The sequence below is a fragment of the Streptomyces sp. NPDC044984 genome, assembly GCF_040646935.1.
Lineage (GTDB): Bacteria > Actinomycetota > Actinomycetes > Streptomycetales > Streptomycetaceae > Streptomyces.
On the sequence record NZ_JBEZBE010000008.1, the window covers coordinates 146,457 to 163,226 of the forward strand.

15 protein-coding genes and 1 pseudogene are annotated in these 16,770 nt (G+C 73.3%); 7 read left to right on the forward strand and 9 right to left on the reverse strand.

The features are described 5' to 3' along the window. Positions 1–4: 4 nt before the first annotated feature. Positions 5–1,159, reverse strand: a complete 1,155-nt coding sequence (locus AB0A94_RS11525) for a CapA family protein (RefSeq protein ID WP_361742390.1) — start codon at positions 1,157–1,159, stop codon at positions 5–7. 211 nt (positions 1,160–1,370) lie between these two features. On the opposite strand from AB0A94_RS11525, the gene AB0A94_RS11530 reads away from it, so the two are divergent. The 3 genes from AB0A94_RS11530 (at position 1,371) to AB0A94_RS11540 (ending at position 3,379) form a co-directional block, all read left to right on the forward strand. Then, positions 1,371–1,916, forward strand: coding sequence for a sigma-70 family RNA polymerase sigma factor (locus AB0A94_RS11530; protein WP_361742393.1), 546 nt, complete (start codon positions 1,371–1,373; stop codon positions 1,914–1,916). Between the two features lie 136 nt (positions 1,917–2,052). Next, the gene (locus AB0A94_RS11535) at positions 2,053–2,574 is read left to right on the forward strand and encodes a hypothetical protein (protein ID WP_361742396.1); all 522 of its coding nucleotides are present in this window, start codon (positions 2,053–2,055) and stop codon (positions 2,572–2,574) included. A gap of 151 nt (positions 2,575–2,725) precedes the next feature. After that, the gene (locus AB0A94_RS11540) at positions 2,726–3,379 is read left to right on the forward strand and encodes a zf-HC2 domain-containing protein (RefSeq protein ID WP_361742399.1); all 654 of its coding nucleotides are present in this window, start codon (positions 2,726–2,728) and stop codon (positions 3,377–3,379) included. A gap of 40 nt (positions 3,380–3,419) precedes the next feature. Here AB0A94_RS11540 and AB0A94_RS11545 read toward each other — a convergent pair whose 3' ends face one another. After that, positions 3,420–5,516, reverse strand: coding sequence for a SpoIIE family protein phosphatase (locus tag AB0A94_RS11545; RefSeq protein ID WP_361742402.1), 2,097 nt, complete (start codon positions 5,514–5,516; stop codon positions 3,420–3,422). Positions 5,517–5,660: 144 nt separating this feature from the next. On the opposite strand from AB0A94_RS11545, the gene AB0A94_RS11550 reads away from it, so the two are divergent. Beyond that, on the forward strand, positions 5,661–7,082 hold the full coding sequence (locus AB0A94_RS11550) for a lipase maturation factor family protein (protein WP_361742657.1): 1,422 nt from the start codon (positions 5,661–5,663) through the stop codon (positions 7,080–7,082). Here the strand turns inward: AB0A94_RS11550 and AB0A94_RS11555 are convergent. The 4 genes from AB0A94_RS11555 to AB0A94_RS11570 are packed head-to-tail and all read right to left on the reverse strand — an operon-like array spanning position 7,070 to position 10,978. Further along, positions 7,070–7,909 (reverse strand): amidohydrolase family protein, encoded by an 840-nt coding sequence (locus tag AB0A94_RS11555; protein WP_361742405.1) that lies wholly within the window; start codon positions 7,907–7,909, stop codon positions 7,070–7,072. The genes AB0A94_RS11550 and AB0A94_RS11555 overlap by 13 nt on opposite strands. After that, positions 7,906–8,883, reverse strand: a complete 978-nt coding sequence (locus AB0A94_RS11560) for an aldo/keto reductase (protein WP_361742408.1) — start codon at positions 8,881–8,883, stop codon at positions 7,906–7,908. Before AB0A94_RS11560 ends, AB0A94_RS11555 begins: the two co-directional genes overlap by 4 nt. Continuing rightward, positions 8,880–9,635, reverse strand: a complete 756-nt coding sequence (locus AB0A94_RS11565; protein ID WP_361742411.1) for an SDR family oxidoreductase — start codon at positions 9,633–9,635, stop codon at positions 8,880–8,882. Before AB0A94_RS11565 ends, AB0A94_RS11560 begins: the two co-directional genes overlap by 4 nt. Next, positions 9,632–10,978: an enolase C-terminal domain-like protein gene (locus AB0A94_RS11570; protein WP_361742414.1), complete on the reverse strand. Its 1,347-nt coding sequence runs from the start codon at positions 10,976–10,978 to the stop codon at positions 9,632–9,634. Before AB0A94_RS11570 ends, AB0A94_RS11565 begins: the two co-directional genes overlap by 4 nt. Positions 10,979–11,158: 180 nt before the next feature. On the opposite strand from AB0A94_RS11570, the gene AB0A94_RS11575 reads away from it, so the two are divergent. Further along, entirely contained in the window at positions 11,159–11,860 is a 702-nt protein-coding gene (locus tag AB0A94_RS11575; RefSeq protein WP_361742417.1) for an FCD domain-containing protein, read from the forward strand. Between the two features lie 5 nt (positions 11,861–11,865). On the opposite strand, the pseudogene AB0A94_RS11580 reads toward AB0A94_RS11575, so the two are convergent. Next, positions 11,866–13,220 (reverse strand): annotated as a pseudogene (locus AB0A94_RS11580) (glycoside hydrolase family 38 C-terminal domain-containing protein); the annotation flags it as partial. 495 nt (positions 13,221–13,715) lie between these two features. Between AB0A94_RS11580 and AB0A94_RS11585 the strand changes: the two are divergent. Then, positions 13,716–14,111, forward strand: coding sequence for a VOC family protein (locus AB0A94_RS11585; protein WP_361742420.1), 396 nt, complete (start codon positions 13,716–13,718; stop codon positions 14,109–14,111). Positions 14,112–14,140: 29 nt separating this feature from the next. On the opposite strand, the gene AB0A94_RS11590 is transcribed toward AB0A94_RS11585, so the two are convergent. Beyond that, positions 14,141–14,314: a hypothetical protein gene (locus AB0A94_RS11590; RefSeq protein WP_361742423.1), complete on the reverse strand. Its 174-nt coding sequence runs from the start codon at positions 14,312–14,314 to the stop codon at positions 14,141–14,143. 470 nt (positions 14,315–14,784) lie between these two features. Between AB0A94_RS11590 and AB0A94_RS11595 the strand changes: the two genes are divergently transcribed. Beyond that, the gene (locus AB0A94_RS11595; RefSeq protein WP_361742426.1) at positions 14,785–15,234 is read left to right on the forward strand and encodes a hypothetical protein; all 450 of its coding nucleotides are present in this window, start codon (positions 14,785–14,787) and stop codon (positions 15,232–15,234) included. Between the two features lie 22 nt (positions 15,235–15,256). Here the strand turns inward: AB0A94_RS11595 and AB0A94_RS11600 are convergent, their stop codons facing one another. Then, positions 15,257–16,750, reverse strand: coding sequence for an SDR family NAD(P)-dependent oxidoreductase (locus tag AB0A94_RS11600; RefSeq protein WP_361742429.1), 1,494 nt, complete (start codon positions 16,748–16,750; stop codon positions 15,257–15,259). Positions 16,751–16,770: the final 20 nt, after the last annotated feature.

A 16,770-nucleotide genomic window follows, 5' to 3' on the forward strand; every position in this document is an offset into this window, starting at 1 on the left:
GTTCTCACTCCCCCATCACCAGCCCGTCCTGCGCCGCGCCCCGGCTCAGCACCACGGTCCGGATCCGGTCGCGCACGGACTGCACCTCGGCGCCCCGGGCGAGCGCCCGGTTGAGGTTGACGACCCGGCCCGCGTCCACGTCGAAGAACTGCGGGACGAACTCGGCCCGGGTCACCTCCCAGCGCCCGCCGGGGCGCTTCGGCGGGGCGAAGGTGAAGCGGCCCAGGGTGGACTGGTTGCCGCGCGGGTCCTGGACACCCTCGCGGTTGGTCATCTCGCCGGCGATCTGGTCACCCATGCCGTAGATCACCCAGGTGCCGTTGACCTTCTCGTAGGCCTGCGGGACGTGGGCGTGGGTGCCGAGGATCAGGTCGACGTCGGGGCGGCCCCCGGTGGCCGAGGCGGTGAGCGAGCGGGCGAGGGCGGTCTGCCGCTCGTCGGGGGCCTCCTGCCATTCGGTGCCCCAGTGCAGCGAGACCACGACGACATCGGCTCCGGCCCGGCGGGCGGCCCGTGCGTCGGCGACGATCCGCGCCTCGTCGACGAGGTTGACGGCCCAGGGCTGGTCCGGCGGCAGCGGGAGGCCGTTGGTGTCGTGGGTGTAGGCGAGGTGGGCGATCCGCGCCGAGCCCGCGCGCAGCACGGTCGCCGTGCGGGCCTCCCGCTCGGTGCGCGCCGAGCCGGCGTGGCGCACACCGGCCCGGTCGAGGGCGTCCAGGGTGCGGCGGATGCCGTCCACGCCGTCGTCCAGGGAGTGGTTGGAGGCGGTGGAGCAGCCGTCGTACCCGGTGGCGGCGAGGCCGCGGGCCACCTCGGGCGGGGACTTGAAGAGGGGGTAGCCGGTGTAGTCGCCGCCCGTGCCGTACACGGTCTCCATGTGGCAGAGCGCCACATCGGCGGAGTCGACGACGGAGCGGACGCCGGAGAGCATCGGCCGGAAGTCGTACCCGGTGCCGCCCGCGTCGTAGCGGGCGCGTTCGATGATCGAGTCGTGGGGCAGCACGTCCCCCGAGGCGACCAGGGTGAAGCCGCGGGGCCCCGCGACGGAAGGGGCCGGACGCCCCGGTTCCGGCGGTCGGTGGTCGCGGGCCTGGCAGGCGGCGCCCGCGGCGAGGACGACGGTCAGGACCAGGGCCACCTGTCGACTGCGTGTGATCATCACTCCACCCCGCTGTAGTCGTATTTATGGATAAACAGGTAAGAAGTCACCTTGCGTCCGTCGTCGTTCCGACACGCCCTTTAGCCCGTCCGGCGTGCGCGAACACCCGCCCCGACCGTTCGTCGAACCGTTCGTCGACGCGATCGACCGTCCGCCGCACGCTCCTGTGCGCGCCCTGTCCCCGCGTCGCGCCGTGCGCTGCCATACGGCCATGACGGCCGGAACCACACTCATGAACGGGACGACCGCCGAGCACGAGCTCGCCGCACTGCAGCGCGAGCACGGCCGGCCCCTCTTCGCGCTGCTGCTCCGGCTCTGCGACGGGGACCGGCAGCGCGCGGAGGACCTGGTCCAGGAGACCCTCGTGCGCGCCTGGCAGCACCCCGAGGCCCTGCGCGCCGAGAACTTCGACTCCGTACGGCCCTGGCTGCTCACCGTGGGACGACGGCTCGCCATCGACGCGCGACGGGCCCGGCAGGCCCGGCCGGCCGAGGTCGGGGACGCCGTACTGGAGAACGCCCGGGTGATCTCCGACCACGCCGAGCGGGCCGCGGCCGCGCTCGACGTCCGCGAGGCTGTGAAGACACTCACTCCGGAGCACCGTGAAGTCCTGGTGCTCGTGTACTTCCAGGGGTCGAGTGTGGCGGAAGCGGCGACGGCCCTCGGGATCCCACCCGGTACCGTGAAGTCCCGCGCGTACTACGCGCTGCGCGCCCTGCGCCGGGTGCTTCCCGGATACGCCTCCGACATGCGGTGAAACCGAAGTCAGGGTCAAGCCTTCGCAAAGCGCCTTGCCGACCGACCCGGTTGGGTAATCGGCTGTCCTCATCCGTGTTCCGGACCGGGGGCCCGGGTTCGGGCGACGCGCACGCACCGGAGGAAGGCAGGAAGGGATGCTGCACAGAGGTCCAAAGAGCACGGACGGCACCGGCGACGGTGAACTGACCGTCCCCATGGCCTGGTTGTACGCCGAGTACATCGCCGACGAACTGCTGCGCAGCGGCGATCTGATGCCGCCGACGTCCTTCGAGTTCCGCGCCGGGCGGGACGCGCTGGCGCTGACCGTGTTCCTGTCCGACACCGACGGCGAGCTGTCCGGCATCCGGGTGGTCACCCAGCTGGAGAACTGGCTGTCGCTGACCGCGTACGACCAGCCGTGGCAGGAGTGGGTGCAGGGGCGCCTGCGGGACCTGTCCGCGGACGCCGCCGCGGCCGGCCGGAGCACTCCCGACCCGGACCTGGAGCTGGCCCGGGAGGCCTGGCGCTGGCTGCGGGAGACGGAGCTGCTCGCGCCCGACCTGAACGCGGTGCCTGGCGGTGGCGCGGTGACCGGTGAGGACGAGGGACCCAAGGTGTGGACACCGGCGTGGCAGCTCGGGCTGCCGCTCGGTCACCTCGCCATCCATCTTTTCTAGGTTCCTCGCCGATCCGGCCAATCCACGGGCCGGTCGGCTCCGAATCCCTTGGTTACGATTCGGCACGTGGCTTGAGTGATTCGGCTGCCTGGTGCGTACCGATGGGAGCAAGGAGTAACCCCACCCGCACCCAACGGCACGAGGATTCGGCATGAGGTCCCTGGAGAGGCATCGCGACGTCGGCGCCTATGCGCTCGGCGTGCTGGACGAGGCGGATGCGTTCCGCTTCGAGGACCACCTCATGGAGTGCCCTCAGTGCGCTGTCCAGGTGACCGAATTCGGCCCTGCGGCACGCCAGTTGATGCTGTACCGGAGTTCCACCCCGCGGCTGGTGCACCCGCTGGCCGAGCCCGGCCCGAGGATGCTGGACCGGCTGCTGTCCCAGGTGGCGGCCCGCAACCGCGCGGGGCGTCGCCGGCTGCTGCTGGCGCTGGCCGCCTCGCTGGTGGCCGCGGTGTCCGCGCCGGCGGTCGCGATGATGGCGCGGGACGACGGCGGGAGCGCCGTGAGCGTCGCGGCGACCGACGAACGGTCCGGGGTGTGGGCGCAGGTGACCACTCAGGACAAGGCCTGGGGCAGCGCCGTGGAGATCGAGGTCAAGGACGGTGCCGGTCCCCGCACCTGCCGACTGGTGGTGGTCGGCCGGGACGGCTCCGAGGAGACGGCGACCAGCTGGAGCGTGCCCCGTCACGACGCCCGCCCCCACACCGTGCTCGGCGGCTCCGCCATGCGTCCCGAGGACATCGCCCGCTACGAGGTGCGCACGGCGGAGGGCGAGAACCTGGTGACGCTGAAGCCCCGGTGAGGCCCCACGGGCGGCACGGTGCGCGGCGCCCGGGCGGGCCTCAGGCCCGGGCGGAGCCCTTCGCCATCACGAACTCGCTCCATACGCACTTGCCGCTGCCGCGTGCCTCCACGCCCCATACGTCCGTGAGCGTCTCGATCAGCAGCAGGCCCCGTCCGGAGACGCCCGACTCGCCCGCCTCCCGGCGGCGCGGCAGGGCGCTGGAGGAGTCCTCGACCTCCACCCGCACGCGCCGCTCGCTGCCGTCGAGGACCCGCAGGGTGACGACCGCGGAGCCCTCGGTGTGCATCAGCACGTTGGTGATCATCTCGTCGGCGACCAGCTCTATCTCGTCGGCCCGGTCCGCCGCGCCCCAGGAGCCCACCGCCGTGCGGATCACGCGCCGGGCCTCGGCGAGCGCCTCCGGTTCGCCGGGCGTGACCCGCCGCCTGAGCCGCCCGCCGGGCCGCGCGCTGTCCAGGGCACGGCGGCGCAGCAGGAGCAGCGCCACGTCGTCGCCGCCGCCGCGTTCCCCGGCCAGGTCGATGAGCCGGTCGGCGAGGGCGCGTACGTCGTCGGGACCGGCGGCGACCAGCGCCGAGAGGTTCTCCATGCCGTCGTCGAGGTCGGCGCCGGGCTGCTCGACCAGGCCGTCGGTGCACAGCAGCAGGGTGTCGCCCGGGTCGAGCTCCATCGTGCCGACCGGGTAGTCGAGCCGCCCGAACTCCGCGGACAGGCCGAGCGGCAGCCCGCCGGGGACGGGGACGCGCCGGCAGGAGCCGTCGGTGCGGCGCACCAGCGGGTCGAGGTGTCCGGCCCGGACCACCTGGAGCACGCCGGTGGACAGGTCGGCCTCGGCGTAGAGGCAGGTCGCGGAGCGGTCGGTGTCGAGCTCGTCCAGGAAGACGGAGGCGCGGGCCATCACGGTGGCCGGCGGGTGGCCCTCGGCCGCGTAGGCGCGCAGCACGATGCGCAGCTGGCCCATGACGGCGGCGGCGTGCGTGTCGTGGCCCTGGACGTCGCCGATGACGGCGCCCACCCGGTCGCCCGGCAGCGGGATCAGGTCGTACCAGTCGCCCCCGATGTCCCGGCCGAGGGAGCCGCCGATGGTGGCGGCCCGGTAGCGCACGGCGAGGTCGGCGCCGGGCACGCTGGGGATGGTGCGCGGCAGCATGGCCTGCTGCAGCCCCTGGGCGAGGTCCATCTCCTGCTCGTAGAACATCGCGCGCTGCAGGCTCTGGGAGATGCTGCTGCCCAGGGCGACGAGGATGTTGCGCTCCTCCGCGGAGAAGCCGCGCCGGTCGCTGTAGAGCAGGCCCATGGCGCCGATGGGGTGGGCCTGGACGATCAGCGGCAGGTAGGCCGCCGAGGTGATGTCCAGGCCGGTGAGGCCCTGCCACAGCCGCGGATAGCGCTCGGCGAACTCCTCCGGGGAGTCGATGAAGCGCGGGCTGAGGGTGCGCACCGCCTCGCTCATCGGGTACGGCTCCTCGATCCCGGTGACCTCGGTGCCCGGTATGAGGCTGCCCTCGGGTCCCTCGGCGATGAGCCGGATCCGGCCCGCCTCGACCAGCCCCATCACGAGACTGGTCGCACCCAGATGGGTGAGGCCGTGGGTGTCCTTGAGGACGTCGATGACGTCCTGCACGGTGCGGGCGTGGGCGAGGGCGGCGGTGGTGAGCTGGACGACGTTGGTCTGCCGGCGGCGGTCGTCCTCCTGGGCGGCCTGTTCGCGTCTGGCCTCGCTGTCGCCGAGCTCCTGGGTGGCGTCCCGGACGATGCCGATGATGCGGCGGGGCCGACCGCTCTCGTCCCGGCGGATGTAGCCCTGGGTGTGGGTCCAGCGCAGGGAGCCGTCGCGGCGGCGGACGCGGAAGTAGGCGCCGTAGTTCTCGCTGCCCGTCTTCAGCGCCTGCGACACCACGGTGTCCAGGCGCAGGGCTTCGCCCGAGGGGACCCGGCTCCCCAGGGACTCGGGCCGGTCGTCGTATTCGTCGGGGCGCAGGTCGAAGATCTCGTGCGCCTGGGCGTCCATCTGCAGCACCCCGGCGTCCAGGTCCCAGTCGAAGCTGCCCATGCGGTTGAGCGCCAGGATCGGATCCGGGTGGTCCGGCCAGTCGTCCGGGAGTGACAGGGGGTTCGCTCCCCGATCAGCCATGGGCCCACCTTGCCAGGATTCGCCCGATTCTTCGACCGCTGGGCACCGTCCGCGCGCCTCTCGCCCGCGGGTTGCGCGGCCCGCCCGGTGGTATACGGAGAGTCACGGATGTCCCGGTGGGACGAGGCAGGAGGGAGCGCGGCCGTGGAGTGGTTCACCGCATCCGAGTACTGGACGGGCCGGCTGGTCTTCCAGCGGGCGCTGGCCGGGCTGTACCTGGTCGCGTTCCTGACGGCGGCGCTGCAGTTCCGTGCGCTGATCGGGGAGCGGGGCATGCTGCCGGTGCCGCGTTTCGTGGAGCGGGTGCCGCTGCGGAGGTCGCCGAGCCTGTTCCACTGGCACTACTCGGACCGGTTCTTCGCGGGGTGCGCCTGGACGGGCTGCGCGGTGTCGGCGGCGCTGCTTGCAGGGCTGGACTCGCTGCTTCCGCTGTGGGGCGGGATGCTGCTGTGGCTGGTGCCGTGGGCGCTGTACCTGTCGGTCGTCAACGTGGGGCAGACCTGGTACTCGTTCGGCTGGGAGTCGCTGCTGCTCGAGGTCGGTTTCCTGGCCGTGTTCCTCGGCAACGACGAGGTGGCGCCGCCGGTCGTGGTGCTGTTCCTGCTGCGGTGGATCCTGCTCCGAGTGGAGTTCGGCGCGGGACTGATCAAGATGCGCGGCGACGAGTGCTGGCGGAAGCTGACCTGCCTGGACCACCACCACGAGACCCAGCCGATGCCGGGGCCGCTGAGCTGGTTCTTCCACCGTCTGCCGAAGCCGCTGCACCGCGTCGAGGTGGCCGCGAACCACGTCACCCAGCTCGTCGTGCCGTTCCTGCTGTTCGCCCCGCAGCCGGTGGCCTCGGTGGCCGCCTCGCTGATGATCGTCACCCAGCTGTGGCTGGTGCTGTCCGGCAACTTCGCGTGGCTGAACTGGATCACGATCGTGCTGGCCCTGCCGGCGGTCGCGTTCCCCTCCGATCCGCCGGCGGTGTCCGGCGCGCCGCTGTGGTACGTGGTGGTCGTCCTCGCGGTGTCCGCGCTGCTCCTCGGCCTCTCCTACCGGCCGGTCCGCAACATGCTCTCCCGCCGCCAGGTGATGAACCGCTCCTTCGACCCGCTGCACCTGGTCAACACCTACGGGGCGTTCGGCAGCGTCAGCCGGGTCCGGTACGAGGTGGTCGTGGAGGGGACGGCGGACGAGGTGCCCCGGAAGGACTCCGACTGGCGGGAGTACGAGTTCAAGGGCAAGCCGGGTGATCCGCGGCGCTGGCCGCGGCAGTTCGCGCCGTACCACCTGCGGCTCGACTGGCTGATGTGGTTCGCCGCGCTGTCGCCCGCGTACGCGGGGCCGTGGTTCGGCGCGCTGGTGGAGCGTCTACTGGAGGGCGACCGGGACACGCTGAGGCTGCTGCGCCGCTCCCCGTTCCCTCCGGACGCGCCGCCCCGGCACATCCGCGCCCGCCTCTTCCGCTACCGCTACACGACGTGGCGGGAGCTGCGGGAGACGGGCGCGTGCTGGGAGCGGACGTATGTGCGGGAGTTCCTGCCGCCGACCCGGCTGACGGGGTCGGCTCAGAGACCGTAGACGCGGGTGGCGGTGGTCTCGAAGAGCTGACGGCGTCCGGTGGCGTCGAGGCTCCCGGTCAGCGCCCGCGCGGTGGCGAGGACGTCGCCGTACGCCGCCGCGAGGGTGCACACCGGCCAGTCCGAGCCGAACATCAGCCGGCCGGGACCGAAGGCGTCCAGGACGACGTCGGCGTACGGGCGCAGGTCGTCGACGGTCCAGGAGGCCCGGTCGGCCTCGGTGACCAGGCCGGAGAGCTTGCACACCGTGTTGGGCAGCGCCGCCAGGGCGCGGACGTCGGACGCCCAGGGTTCGAGCGCGCCCGAGGCGACGGGCGGTTTGCCCAGGTGGTCCAGGACGAAGGTGAGCCGGGGCAGCGCCCCGGCCGCCGCCGCGCAGGCCGGCAGCTGGTGCGGCAGGACCACGAGGTCGTAGACCAGACCGGCGTCGGCCACGGCGGCGAGTCCGCGCCGTACGTCCGGGCGCAGCAGCCACCCGGGGTCGGGTTCGCCCTGCACCTGGTGGCGGACGCCCTTCAGGTACCGCCCGCCGGGCAGCGCCCGCAGCCGGGCCAGCTCGTCGGCGACGTCGGGGCGGGTGAGGTCGGTCCAGCCGACGACCCCGGCGACCAGCTCGTGGGCCGCGGCGAGCGCCAGCAGTTCGGGGGTCTCCTCGGGGACCGTGACGGTCTGCACCAGGACGGTGCGGCCGACGCCGGCCGCGCTCGCCTCGGGTGCGAGGTCGGACAGCCCGAAGTCCCGCCGTAGCGGCCGGAGTCCGGGGCCGGTGAGCCAGTCCTGGTCGCGGACGGACAGGTCCCAGACGTGGTGGTGCGCGTCGACGGTCACGGCAGCTCCTCCCCGGGCGGCAGCAGGCCGGTGGCGCGCAGTTCCCGCCAGAGGGCGGCGGGTACCGGGGCCGCGAACTGGTCGGCGCAGTCGTGGACCTCGGCGGCCGAGCGGGCGCCGACCAGCACGCTCGCGACCGCCGGGTGGGCGGCGCAGTGGGCCAGGGCGGCGGCGCGCAGGGTGGTGCCGTGCCGCTCGGCGGCCTCCTTCAGCCGCAGGGCGCGGTCCAGCAACCCGGCGGGGACCGGGGCGTAGTCGTACGTCGCCCCCGGCCTCGGGTCCGCGAGCAGGCCGGAGTTGAAGGCGCCGCCGACGACGACGGAGGTGCCGTGTTCCAGGGCGGCGGGCAGCAGGTCGGTCAGGGCGCTGTGGTCGAGCAGGGTGTGGCGGCCGGCGCACAGGACGACGTCGACGTCGGTGTCCCGGACGAAGCGGGTGAGCATCGCGGTCTGGTTCATGCCGGCGCCGATCGCCCCGACGACGCCCTCCGCGCGGAGCCTCTCCAGGGCCGGGTAGCCCTCGCGGAAGGCCTGTTCGGCGTGGTCGTCGGGGTCGTGGAGGTAGACGGTGTCGACCCGGTCCAGGCCGAGGCGTTCCAGGCTCGCCTCCAGGGTGCGGCGCACGCCGTCGGCGCTGAAGTCCCAGACGCGTCGGTGGGTGGCGGGGACGGCGAAGCCGTGGGCGAGGTCGTCGCCGCCGGCGTGGGAGGGTTCGAGGCGGCGGCCCACCTTCGTGGACACGGTGAACGCGTCGCGCGGATGCTCGCGCAGGGCGGCGCCGAGGCGGCGTTCGGCGAGGCCGAGGCCGTAGTGCGGGGCGGTGTCGAAGGAGCGGATGCCGCGCTGCCAGGCGGCCCGTACCGCCTCGTACGCCTCCTCCTCGCCGACCTCGGTGTACAGGTTGCCGATGCCGGAGGCCCCGAAGGCCAGGGCGGTGACCTCGACGCGGCTGCGGCCGAGCCGTCGCCGGTTCACCGGCTCTCCGGGCGCGGTCGCAGTCCCTGCATGCCGCCGTCGACCGCGAGGGCCGTGCCGGTGGTCGCGCCGGACAGCGGGCTCGCCAGGTAGGCGATGGCACCGGCGACCTCCGCGGCCGAGACCAGGCGGCCGGTGGGCTGGCGGGCCTCGAGGGCGGCACGCTCGGCGGCCGGGTCGTCGGCCGCGTCCAGCAGCCGGCCGATCCAGGGGGTGTCGACGGTGCCCGGGTTGACGCAGTTGACGCGGATGCCCTCGTGGACGTGGTCGGCGGCCATGGCGAGGGTGAGGGAGTGCACGGCGCCCTTGGTGGCGCTGTACAGGGCCCGCTGCGGCAGCCCTGCGGTGGCGGCGACGGAGCAGGTGTTGACGATCGCCGCGTGCGCGGAGGCGCGCAGGTGCGGCAGGCAGGCGCGGGCGGTGCGGACCATGCCGAGGACGTTGACGTCGAAGACGCGGTGCCATTCCTCGTCGGAGTTGGTCTCCACGGTTCCCCGGGCGCCGACGCCGGCATTATTAACCAGTACGTCGAGGCCGCCCAGGCCGTCGACGGCGGCGGCCACCGCCGCGCGCACCGAGGCGTCGTCGGTGACGTCGGCGCGGTGTCCGGTGAGGGGTGCGCCGACCGTCGAGGGGTCGAGATCGAGTACGGCCACGGTGGCGCCGCGCTCCGCGAGGAGGTCCGCCGTGGCCCGGCCGATGCCGGAGGCGCCGCCGGTCACCAGGGCCGTCAGGCCCTCGAAGTCGCTCATGCGGTCCGCTCCTTCTCCTTCTGCGTGTCCGGATCGGCGGCCCAGAAGCCGCCGTCGGGATAGGTGTAGCGCGCCAGGGACTCGGGCCGCATGGCGGCGGAGAAGCCGGGCGCGAGGGGTGCCGTGTAGTGGCCGTCGCGGATCACCACCGGGTCGAGGAAGTGGTCGTGCAGATGGTCGACGTACTCGATGACCCGGTCCTCGGTGGTGCCGGTCAGGGCCACGTAGTCGAACATCGACAGGTGCTGGACGAGTTCGCACAGACCGACCCCGCCGGCGTGCGGGCACACGGGGACGCCGTACTTGGCGGCGAGCAGCAGGATCGCCAGGTTCTCGGGGACCCCGCCGACGCGGGCCGCGTCGATCTGGACGATGTCGACGGCGCCGGCCTGGAGGAGCTGCTTGAAGACGATCCTGTTCTGCGCGTGCTCGCCGGTGGCCACCTTCACCGGGGCGACGGCACGGCGGATCGCCGCGTGGCCGAGGATGTCGTCGGGGCTGGTGGGCTCCTCGATCCAGTACGGGTCGAACCCGGCGAGGGCCCTGGTCCAGCGGATCGCCTCGTCCACGTCCCAGCGCTGGTTGGCGTCGACCGCGATGCGCACGTCCGGTCCGACGGCCGCGCGGGCGGCCCGGCAGCGCCTCAGGTCGTCGTCGAGGTCGGCGCCGACCTTGAGCTTGATCTGGCGGAAGCCGTCGGCGACCGCCTGCACGGCGAGCCGGGTGAGTTTCCCGTCGTCGTAGCCGAGCCAGCCGGGCGAGGTGGTGTAGGCGGGGTAGCCGCGCTCCAGCAGCAGGGCGGTGCGCTCCCCGGCGCCCTCCCGGCCGCGGCGCAGGAGGGCGAGGGCCTCTTCGGGGGTGAGGGCGTCGGTGAGGTGGCGGAAGTCGATCTGGCGGACCAGCCACGCGGGGTCGGCCTCGGCGAGCAGCCGCCACAGCGGCTTGTCCGCGCGTTTGGCGGCCAGGTCCCACAGGGCGTTGACGACGGCCCCGATCGCCATGTGCATCACGCCCTTCTCGGGTCCGAGCCAGCGCAGCTGGCTGTCGCCGGTCAGGGCGCGGTTCAGGACGGAGGGGTCGGCGCAGAGTTCGTCGGCGGACCGTCCGACGAGGTGGCCGCGGAGCGCTTCGATCGCGGCGACCTGGACGTCGTTGCCCCGCCCGATGGTGAACGCGAACCCGTGCCCCTCGTGTCCGTCGGCGGCGTCGGTGCGCAGGACGACGTAGGCCGCCGAGTAGTCGGGGTCGGGGTTCATGGCGTCGGAGCCGTCGAGCTCGCGCGAGGTGGGGAACCGGATGTCGTAGGTGTCGACGGCGGTGATGCGGGCGGGTCGCGGAGGCACGGAGGACCTTTCGGTGGGCGACGGGGGCGGCAGGGCGTCAGTCCGGGGCACGGCCGCATACTTATCAGACCACTTGGCGCGCAGAACAGCCCCACGCGCGGATCTTGCGCTTTCCTGTCCGTAGTGGTCCGACCACTCCCGTCGTTAGACTGCGGCGGACCGGGTGAGTGGAGGAGTGGCGTGGAGGAGACGGCCCCGCAGAAGGGCACGGTGACGCAACGCGCCATCGAACGGATCACGGCGATGATCCGCGAAGGTGAACTGGAGCCCGGTGAGCGGCTGCCCACCGAGCGGGATCTCGCCGCCCGGCTGGGCATCTCCCGCAGTTCGATGCGGGAGGCGATCCGCGCGCTCACGGTGCTGGGCGTGGTCGAGGCCCGGCACGGCTCGGGCATCTACGTCACCCGGCTGGAGGCCGGGGACCTGCTGGAGACGTTCGGGGTGGTGGCCGACCTGTCCCGGGGGCCGCGCCTGGTCGAGCTGCTGGAGGTGCGCCGCGTCCTGGAGTCGACGGCGACCGCGCTGGCCGCCGCGCGGATCACCGCGGACCGGCTGGCCGAGGTCGAGAAGCACCTGGCGGCGATGAACGCCACCGACGATCCGGAGGAGATCCTCGCCCACGACCTGGCCTTCCACCGCGAGATCGCGGCGGCCGCCGGCAACGAGACGATGGCCGCGATGCTGGAGGGCCTGTCCTCGCGCACCTTCCGGGCCCGGGTCCGGCGCGGCTACCAGGAGGAGGGCGCCTTCGCCCGCACCCGGCGCGAACACGCGGCGATCCACCGCGCCCTGGCCGCCCGCGACCCGGAGGCGGCCCGGGCGGCGGCGGCCGCGCACGTGGGCGCGGTGGAGGAGTGGCTGCGCGCCCGGCTGGAGGGCTGAGCCGGTCAGGCCCGCTTCAGCGGCGGCGTCGTCAGCTGGAAGGGGCGCAGGCGTACGGTGATCCGGTCGCCGTCGAGCGGGGGCGCCTGAGTGTCCGCGAGCGGGCGTTCCAGCAGGTCGGTCACCTCGACGCCGGTGACGGCGAAACCGGTGGTGAGCGTGGCGCGGGCACCGTGGGCCTCGTGGAAGCGGACGACGACGTCACCGCTGCCGTCGTCGGCCGGTTTGACCGCCGTGCTCACGACCGCGTCCCGGTCGGCCGTCACCAGCGGGTCGACCTCGCCGGCCCCGGTGAGCCGCCGCTCGGGCAGATCGATCCGCCGGCCCTCGCGCACCGCGTCGCCGGTGGAGGCGCCCGGCACCAGCGCGTGCCGGAAGCGGTGCACGCCCTGGTCGGTCTCGGGGTCGGGGAAACGCGGGGCGCGCGGCAGGGAGACGCGGACCGTGGTGGTCGTACCGCCGTCGCCGTCGGTGCGGACCGTGCGCGTCACGTCGTGGCCGTACGTCGAGTCGTTGACGACCGCCACGCCCCGGTCCGGTTCCTGGAGGTGGACGAAGCGGTGGTTGCACGCCTCGAACTTGGCCGCCTCGCAGGAGGTGTTGGTGTGGGTGGGCCGGAAGGAATGCCCGAACTGCGTCTCGGAGGCGCAGCGTTCGGTGTGCAGGTCGAGCGGGAAGGCGAGCTTGAGGGACTTCTCCGTCTCGTGCCAGTCGACCTCGGTGTCCACCACGAGCCGCCGCTCCCCCGGCGGCAGCGTCAGCACCTGGACGACCCGGGATCCGCCGAAGGAGCGGAGATCCGCACCGAGGCGCCGTCCGGGCCGGCGGCGACCTCGTCCGCGCCGGTCAGATCGGTGACGGTGGTGCGGTGGAACGCGTCGACGTCCCAGGCGTCCCATATGTTCGGCAGGTCCGGGTGGAGCTGGAGCAGGTTGCCCGCCCGGCCGGGGACGATGGTCTCCCGGTCGGCCTCGATGTCGTGGACGGAGACCACGAGGCTGCGGGCGTCGATCCCGATCCACAGCAGGCCGTTGTCGAGGACGTGACCGCCTCCGGGGCTCGCGCCGAGGGTCGTACGGCCCTCGGAGGCCGCCGGCCGCGCGCCGCCCGCCGGGACGCCGGCGCGGGTGTGCGGGGCGGCGTCGAAGACCAGCGGGACCGCGCCCTCGCCGGCCGGGGCGCGCCGGGCGGAGCCGATGACGCCGTTCAGTTCCGCGGCGATCCGCGCGTGGGCGGCGCGGGCCTCGCAGTGCGCCCAGGCGATGGAGGAGCCGGGCAGGATGTCGTGGAACTGGTGCGGCAGCACCGTCTTCCAGATCCGGTCCGACTCCTCGTGCGGGTACGGGAACCCGGCGCGCACCCGCTCGGAGCAAACCGCCGTTCAGTGGGCGGTGCCGTGCCCGTCCGGGGCGCCGGGGCCTCGAGGCGGTGCTTGGCGTCGTCCCAGTCGATCGGCAGCCCGTCGACGGGCACCTCCCAGAGGGTGAACGTCGAGTCGCGCATCGTCGCGCGCAGGCCGGTCATGACGCTCCTGTGCGGTTCGGTCCGGACGCGGCCGAGGGCGGGGCCCCGGCCAGGGCGACCCCCGAGGCCGCCGCCCTGGTCGACGCGATGGGCTGGACGGTCTCCGAGCACAACCCGGCCTGACCGGAACGGCGTTGCGGCGACCGGCCGCGAGGGCCTAGGGTCGGCCGGGTGACTGCCGGGTCGGCCGTGGGCCATGCACGCAAGGCGCTCCCGGCCCCGGTGTGAGGCCGGTGCGGGGCACGCCCCCGCCCGCGCGGGGCCGTGGCCCGCCGTTCCTCTCCGTGTTCCCGTCCCATCATGGAAACCGACACCGGAGACGAATCCAGCCATGTCCCCAGCACAGCACGTCCAGTTGGACCACACCGCCGTCTACGCCAGTGACCGCCGGTACTCCGCCGAGTTCCTCGCCGGGATACTGGGACTGGAGGTCGGCGCCCCGTTCGGCCCGTTCCTCCCGGTCGACCTGGGCAACGGCGTGACCCTCGACTACTACGAGAAGCGGGACGAGCCGGTCCAGAGCCAGCACTACGCGTTCCTGGTGCCCGAGGAGCGGTTCGACGCCGTGATCGCGCGCCTGGAGGCGGCCGGGGTCACCTACTACGCGGATCCGGGCCACACCGAGCCCGGCAGGGTCAACAGCCTCTTCGGCGGGCGCGGCGCCTACTTCGACGACCCGGACGGCCACAACATGGAGATCATGACCCGGCCCTACGTCCGGCCGTAGCGACGGGGTGCGACCGCCCGCACGTGCCGTCAGTCGACGCTGGGCAGGATGTGGGGCTCGGCGAGGTCGTCCTCGTAGCCGGCGAGGCGGATCGGGGCCGAACGGGCCCACACGTCGAGACTGCCGAGCTTCTTCGGCCGGCGGGCGGTGCGCTCCACGCGTTCCTCGGGGCGCTGATCGCTCTTCGTCTGCTCCGGTGTCACCGCGCACTCCTTATGTGTCGGTCACCCTCGGGACGTACTGCGTCGGCCCTGCGCCCGGCGCCCGACGTCCGCTCGGGCCTGAAGGGAAAACCGTTCGGACGCGGTGGCGCCGGCAACTCGAGGGAGAGCAGGCCGTGGTGAACCGGCTGGTCCCATGACGGACCGTGGGTGCGGGTGGAACCCTGACTGCTGTCCGTCCGCATCAGAGTAACCAAATGAGCGGCCCCCCGCTCGATGGGGCTCAAAACCGACGGTAACAATCATGCGTCGGACGGTGCCCGACGACCGTAATATGCCCCTATTTCCACATGAACGCGACTGACTGTAGTCACTCGTTCGACGTACACGGATGTCGGCACTTCCGGCCGGGCCGCGTGGTCGGGGCGCAGTTCAGGTCCCGTTGGCCGGTACGCAAGCTCGTCATGGTCTGCTGCCGCACGGCAACGGCCTACTCCCGGGAGGACCGGCGCATGGAGCTGCGCACCGTCGAGGAGCTGATGGACCTGCTGTACGCGTGCCGGGGCACGCGGGACGTCCGGGGCCGCGGCGGGACCCCGGCCGACGCGCACGACCACGCCCTGCGCACCGCCGCGCTGCTGCGCCGCGGCCGGCCCGCGGACAAGGAACTCCAGGTGGCGGGCCTGGTACGGCCCGTCGGGCGGCTGCTGCGGCCGGGCGAGCCTGCGGCGGCCGCCGACCGCGCGGCGGACGCGATACGGACGCTGCTCGGCGAGCGGGTGGCCGGCCTGGTCCTCCGGCACGCCCGGTACGACCTTCCGGCCGACGACGACCTCCTCGCCCTGCGCGCGGCGGACGAGGAGGCCCGCACCGCCTGCTTCGATGCCGGTGTCCTGGAGGACTGGCGCACCGTGCTGGAGCTGCTGGCGGCGCGCAACTCCCGGCTGGGCATGGTCGACTGACGGCCCCTCGGGCCGTCCCGCGTCACCACCGGCCGGGCGCGTAGTCCTTCAGGAAGACGCCGTACAGGTCCTCGCCCGCCTCGCCGCGCACGATCGGGTCGTAGACGCGGGCGGCGCCGTCGACCAGGTCGAGCGGGGCGTGGAAACCGGCGTCGGCGAGGCGCAGCTTGTCGAAGTGGGGCCGCTCGTCGGTGATCCAGCCGGTGTCGACCGAGGTCATCAGGATGCGGTCGGCGTCGAACATCTCCTGCGCGCTGGTCCGCGTCACCATGTTCATGGCCGCCTTGGCCGCGTTGGTGTTGGGGTGTCCCGCGCCCTTGTAGCCGCGGTCGAACACGCCTTCCATCGCGGAGACGTTGACGACGTAGGCGCGCCCGGCGGACGCCCGGCGCGCGGCCTCGGCCATCGCCGGACGCAACTTGCTGATCAGGATGAACGGCGCCGTGTAGTTGCACAGCTGGGTCTCCAGCAGCTCCACCGGGGAGATCTGCTCGATGGTCTGCACCCAGGTGTTGGTGTCGACGACGTCGGGAAGCAGGCCGCCCGCGTCGATGGCGGTGCCCTCGCGGTGCCGGACCACGCTGGCGTTGCCCGCGACCAGGGCGAGGTCGGCCACCTTCTGCGCGTCGAGTCCGCTGACGCCGACGGGCAGCGCGGTCAGTCCGTCGACCGCGCCGGAGTTGAAGGCGCCGATGACGTGGTGGGCGGGCAGCTCACCGGCCGGCAGTGGGGCGCTCTCGCCCTCGACGAGCGCGGTGTACGCGGACGGCAGACGGCGTACGGTCTGGGTGGCGTTGTTGATCAGGATGTCGAGCGGGCCCTGCTCCGCGACCCGGTCGGCCAGCGCGACGGCCTGGGCGGGGTCGCGCAGGTCGATGCCGACGACCTCCAGGCGGTGCATCCAGTCCGCGGAGTCGTCCATGGCCTTGAAGCGGCGGATGGCGTCCTTGGGGAAGCGCGTGGTGATCGTGGTGTGGGCGCCGTCGCGCAGCAGCCGCAGCGCGATGTACATGCCGATCTTGGCGCGTCCGCCGGTGAGCAGCGCCCGCTTGCCGGTGAGGTCCGCGCGGGCGTCGCGCCGGGCGCGGTTCTCGGCGGCGCAGTTCTGGCAGAGCTGGTGGTAGAAGTAGTCGACCTCGACGTAGCGGGTCTTGCAGGTGTAGCAGGAGCGGGGGCGCTGGAGTATCCCCGCGATCTTGCCGGGCTCGACCCGGGAGGAGGGCAGGATGCCTTCGGTCTCGTCGTCGATGCGCTCGGCGGAGCCGGTGGCGGTGGCCTCGGTGACCGCCTTGTCGTGGGCGGTCTTGGCGGCCCGGCGCTCCTGGCGGCGGCGCTGCTTGACCGTGCGGTAGATGTGCGAGGTGGCCCGGCGGACCAGGATCGCGTCCGGGTGGTCGACGTCGAGTTCGTCGAGTTCCCGCAGCACGTCGAGGCAGACGGCCAGCCGCTCCGGGTCGATGCCGGGCCCGTGTGCCACCGCGTCCGTGGCCTCGGGGCCGTCCTGTGTCACCGTCATCGCCGCTGCTGTTCCTGCTC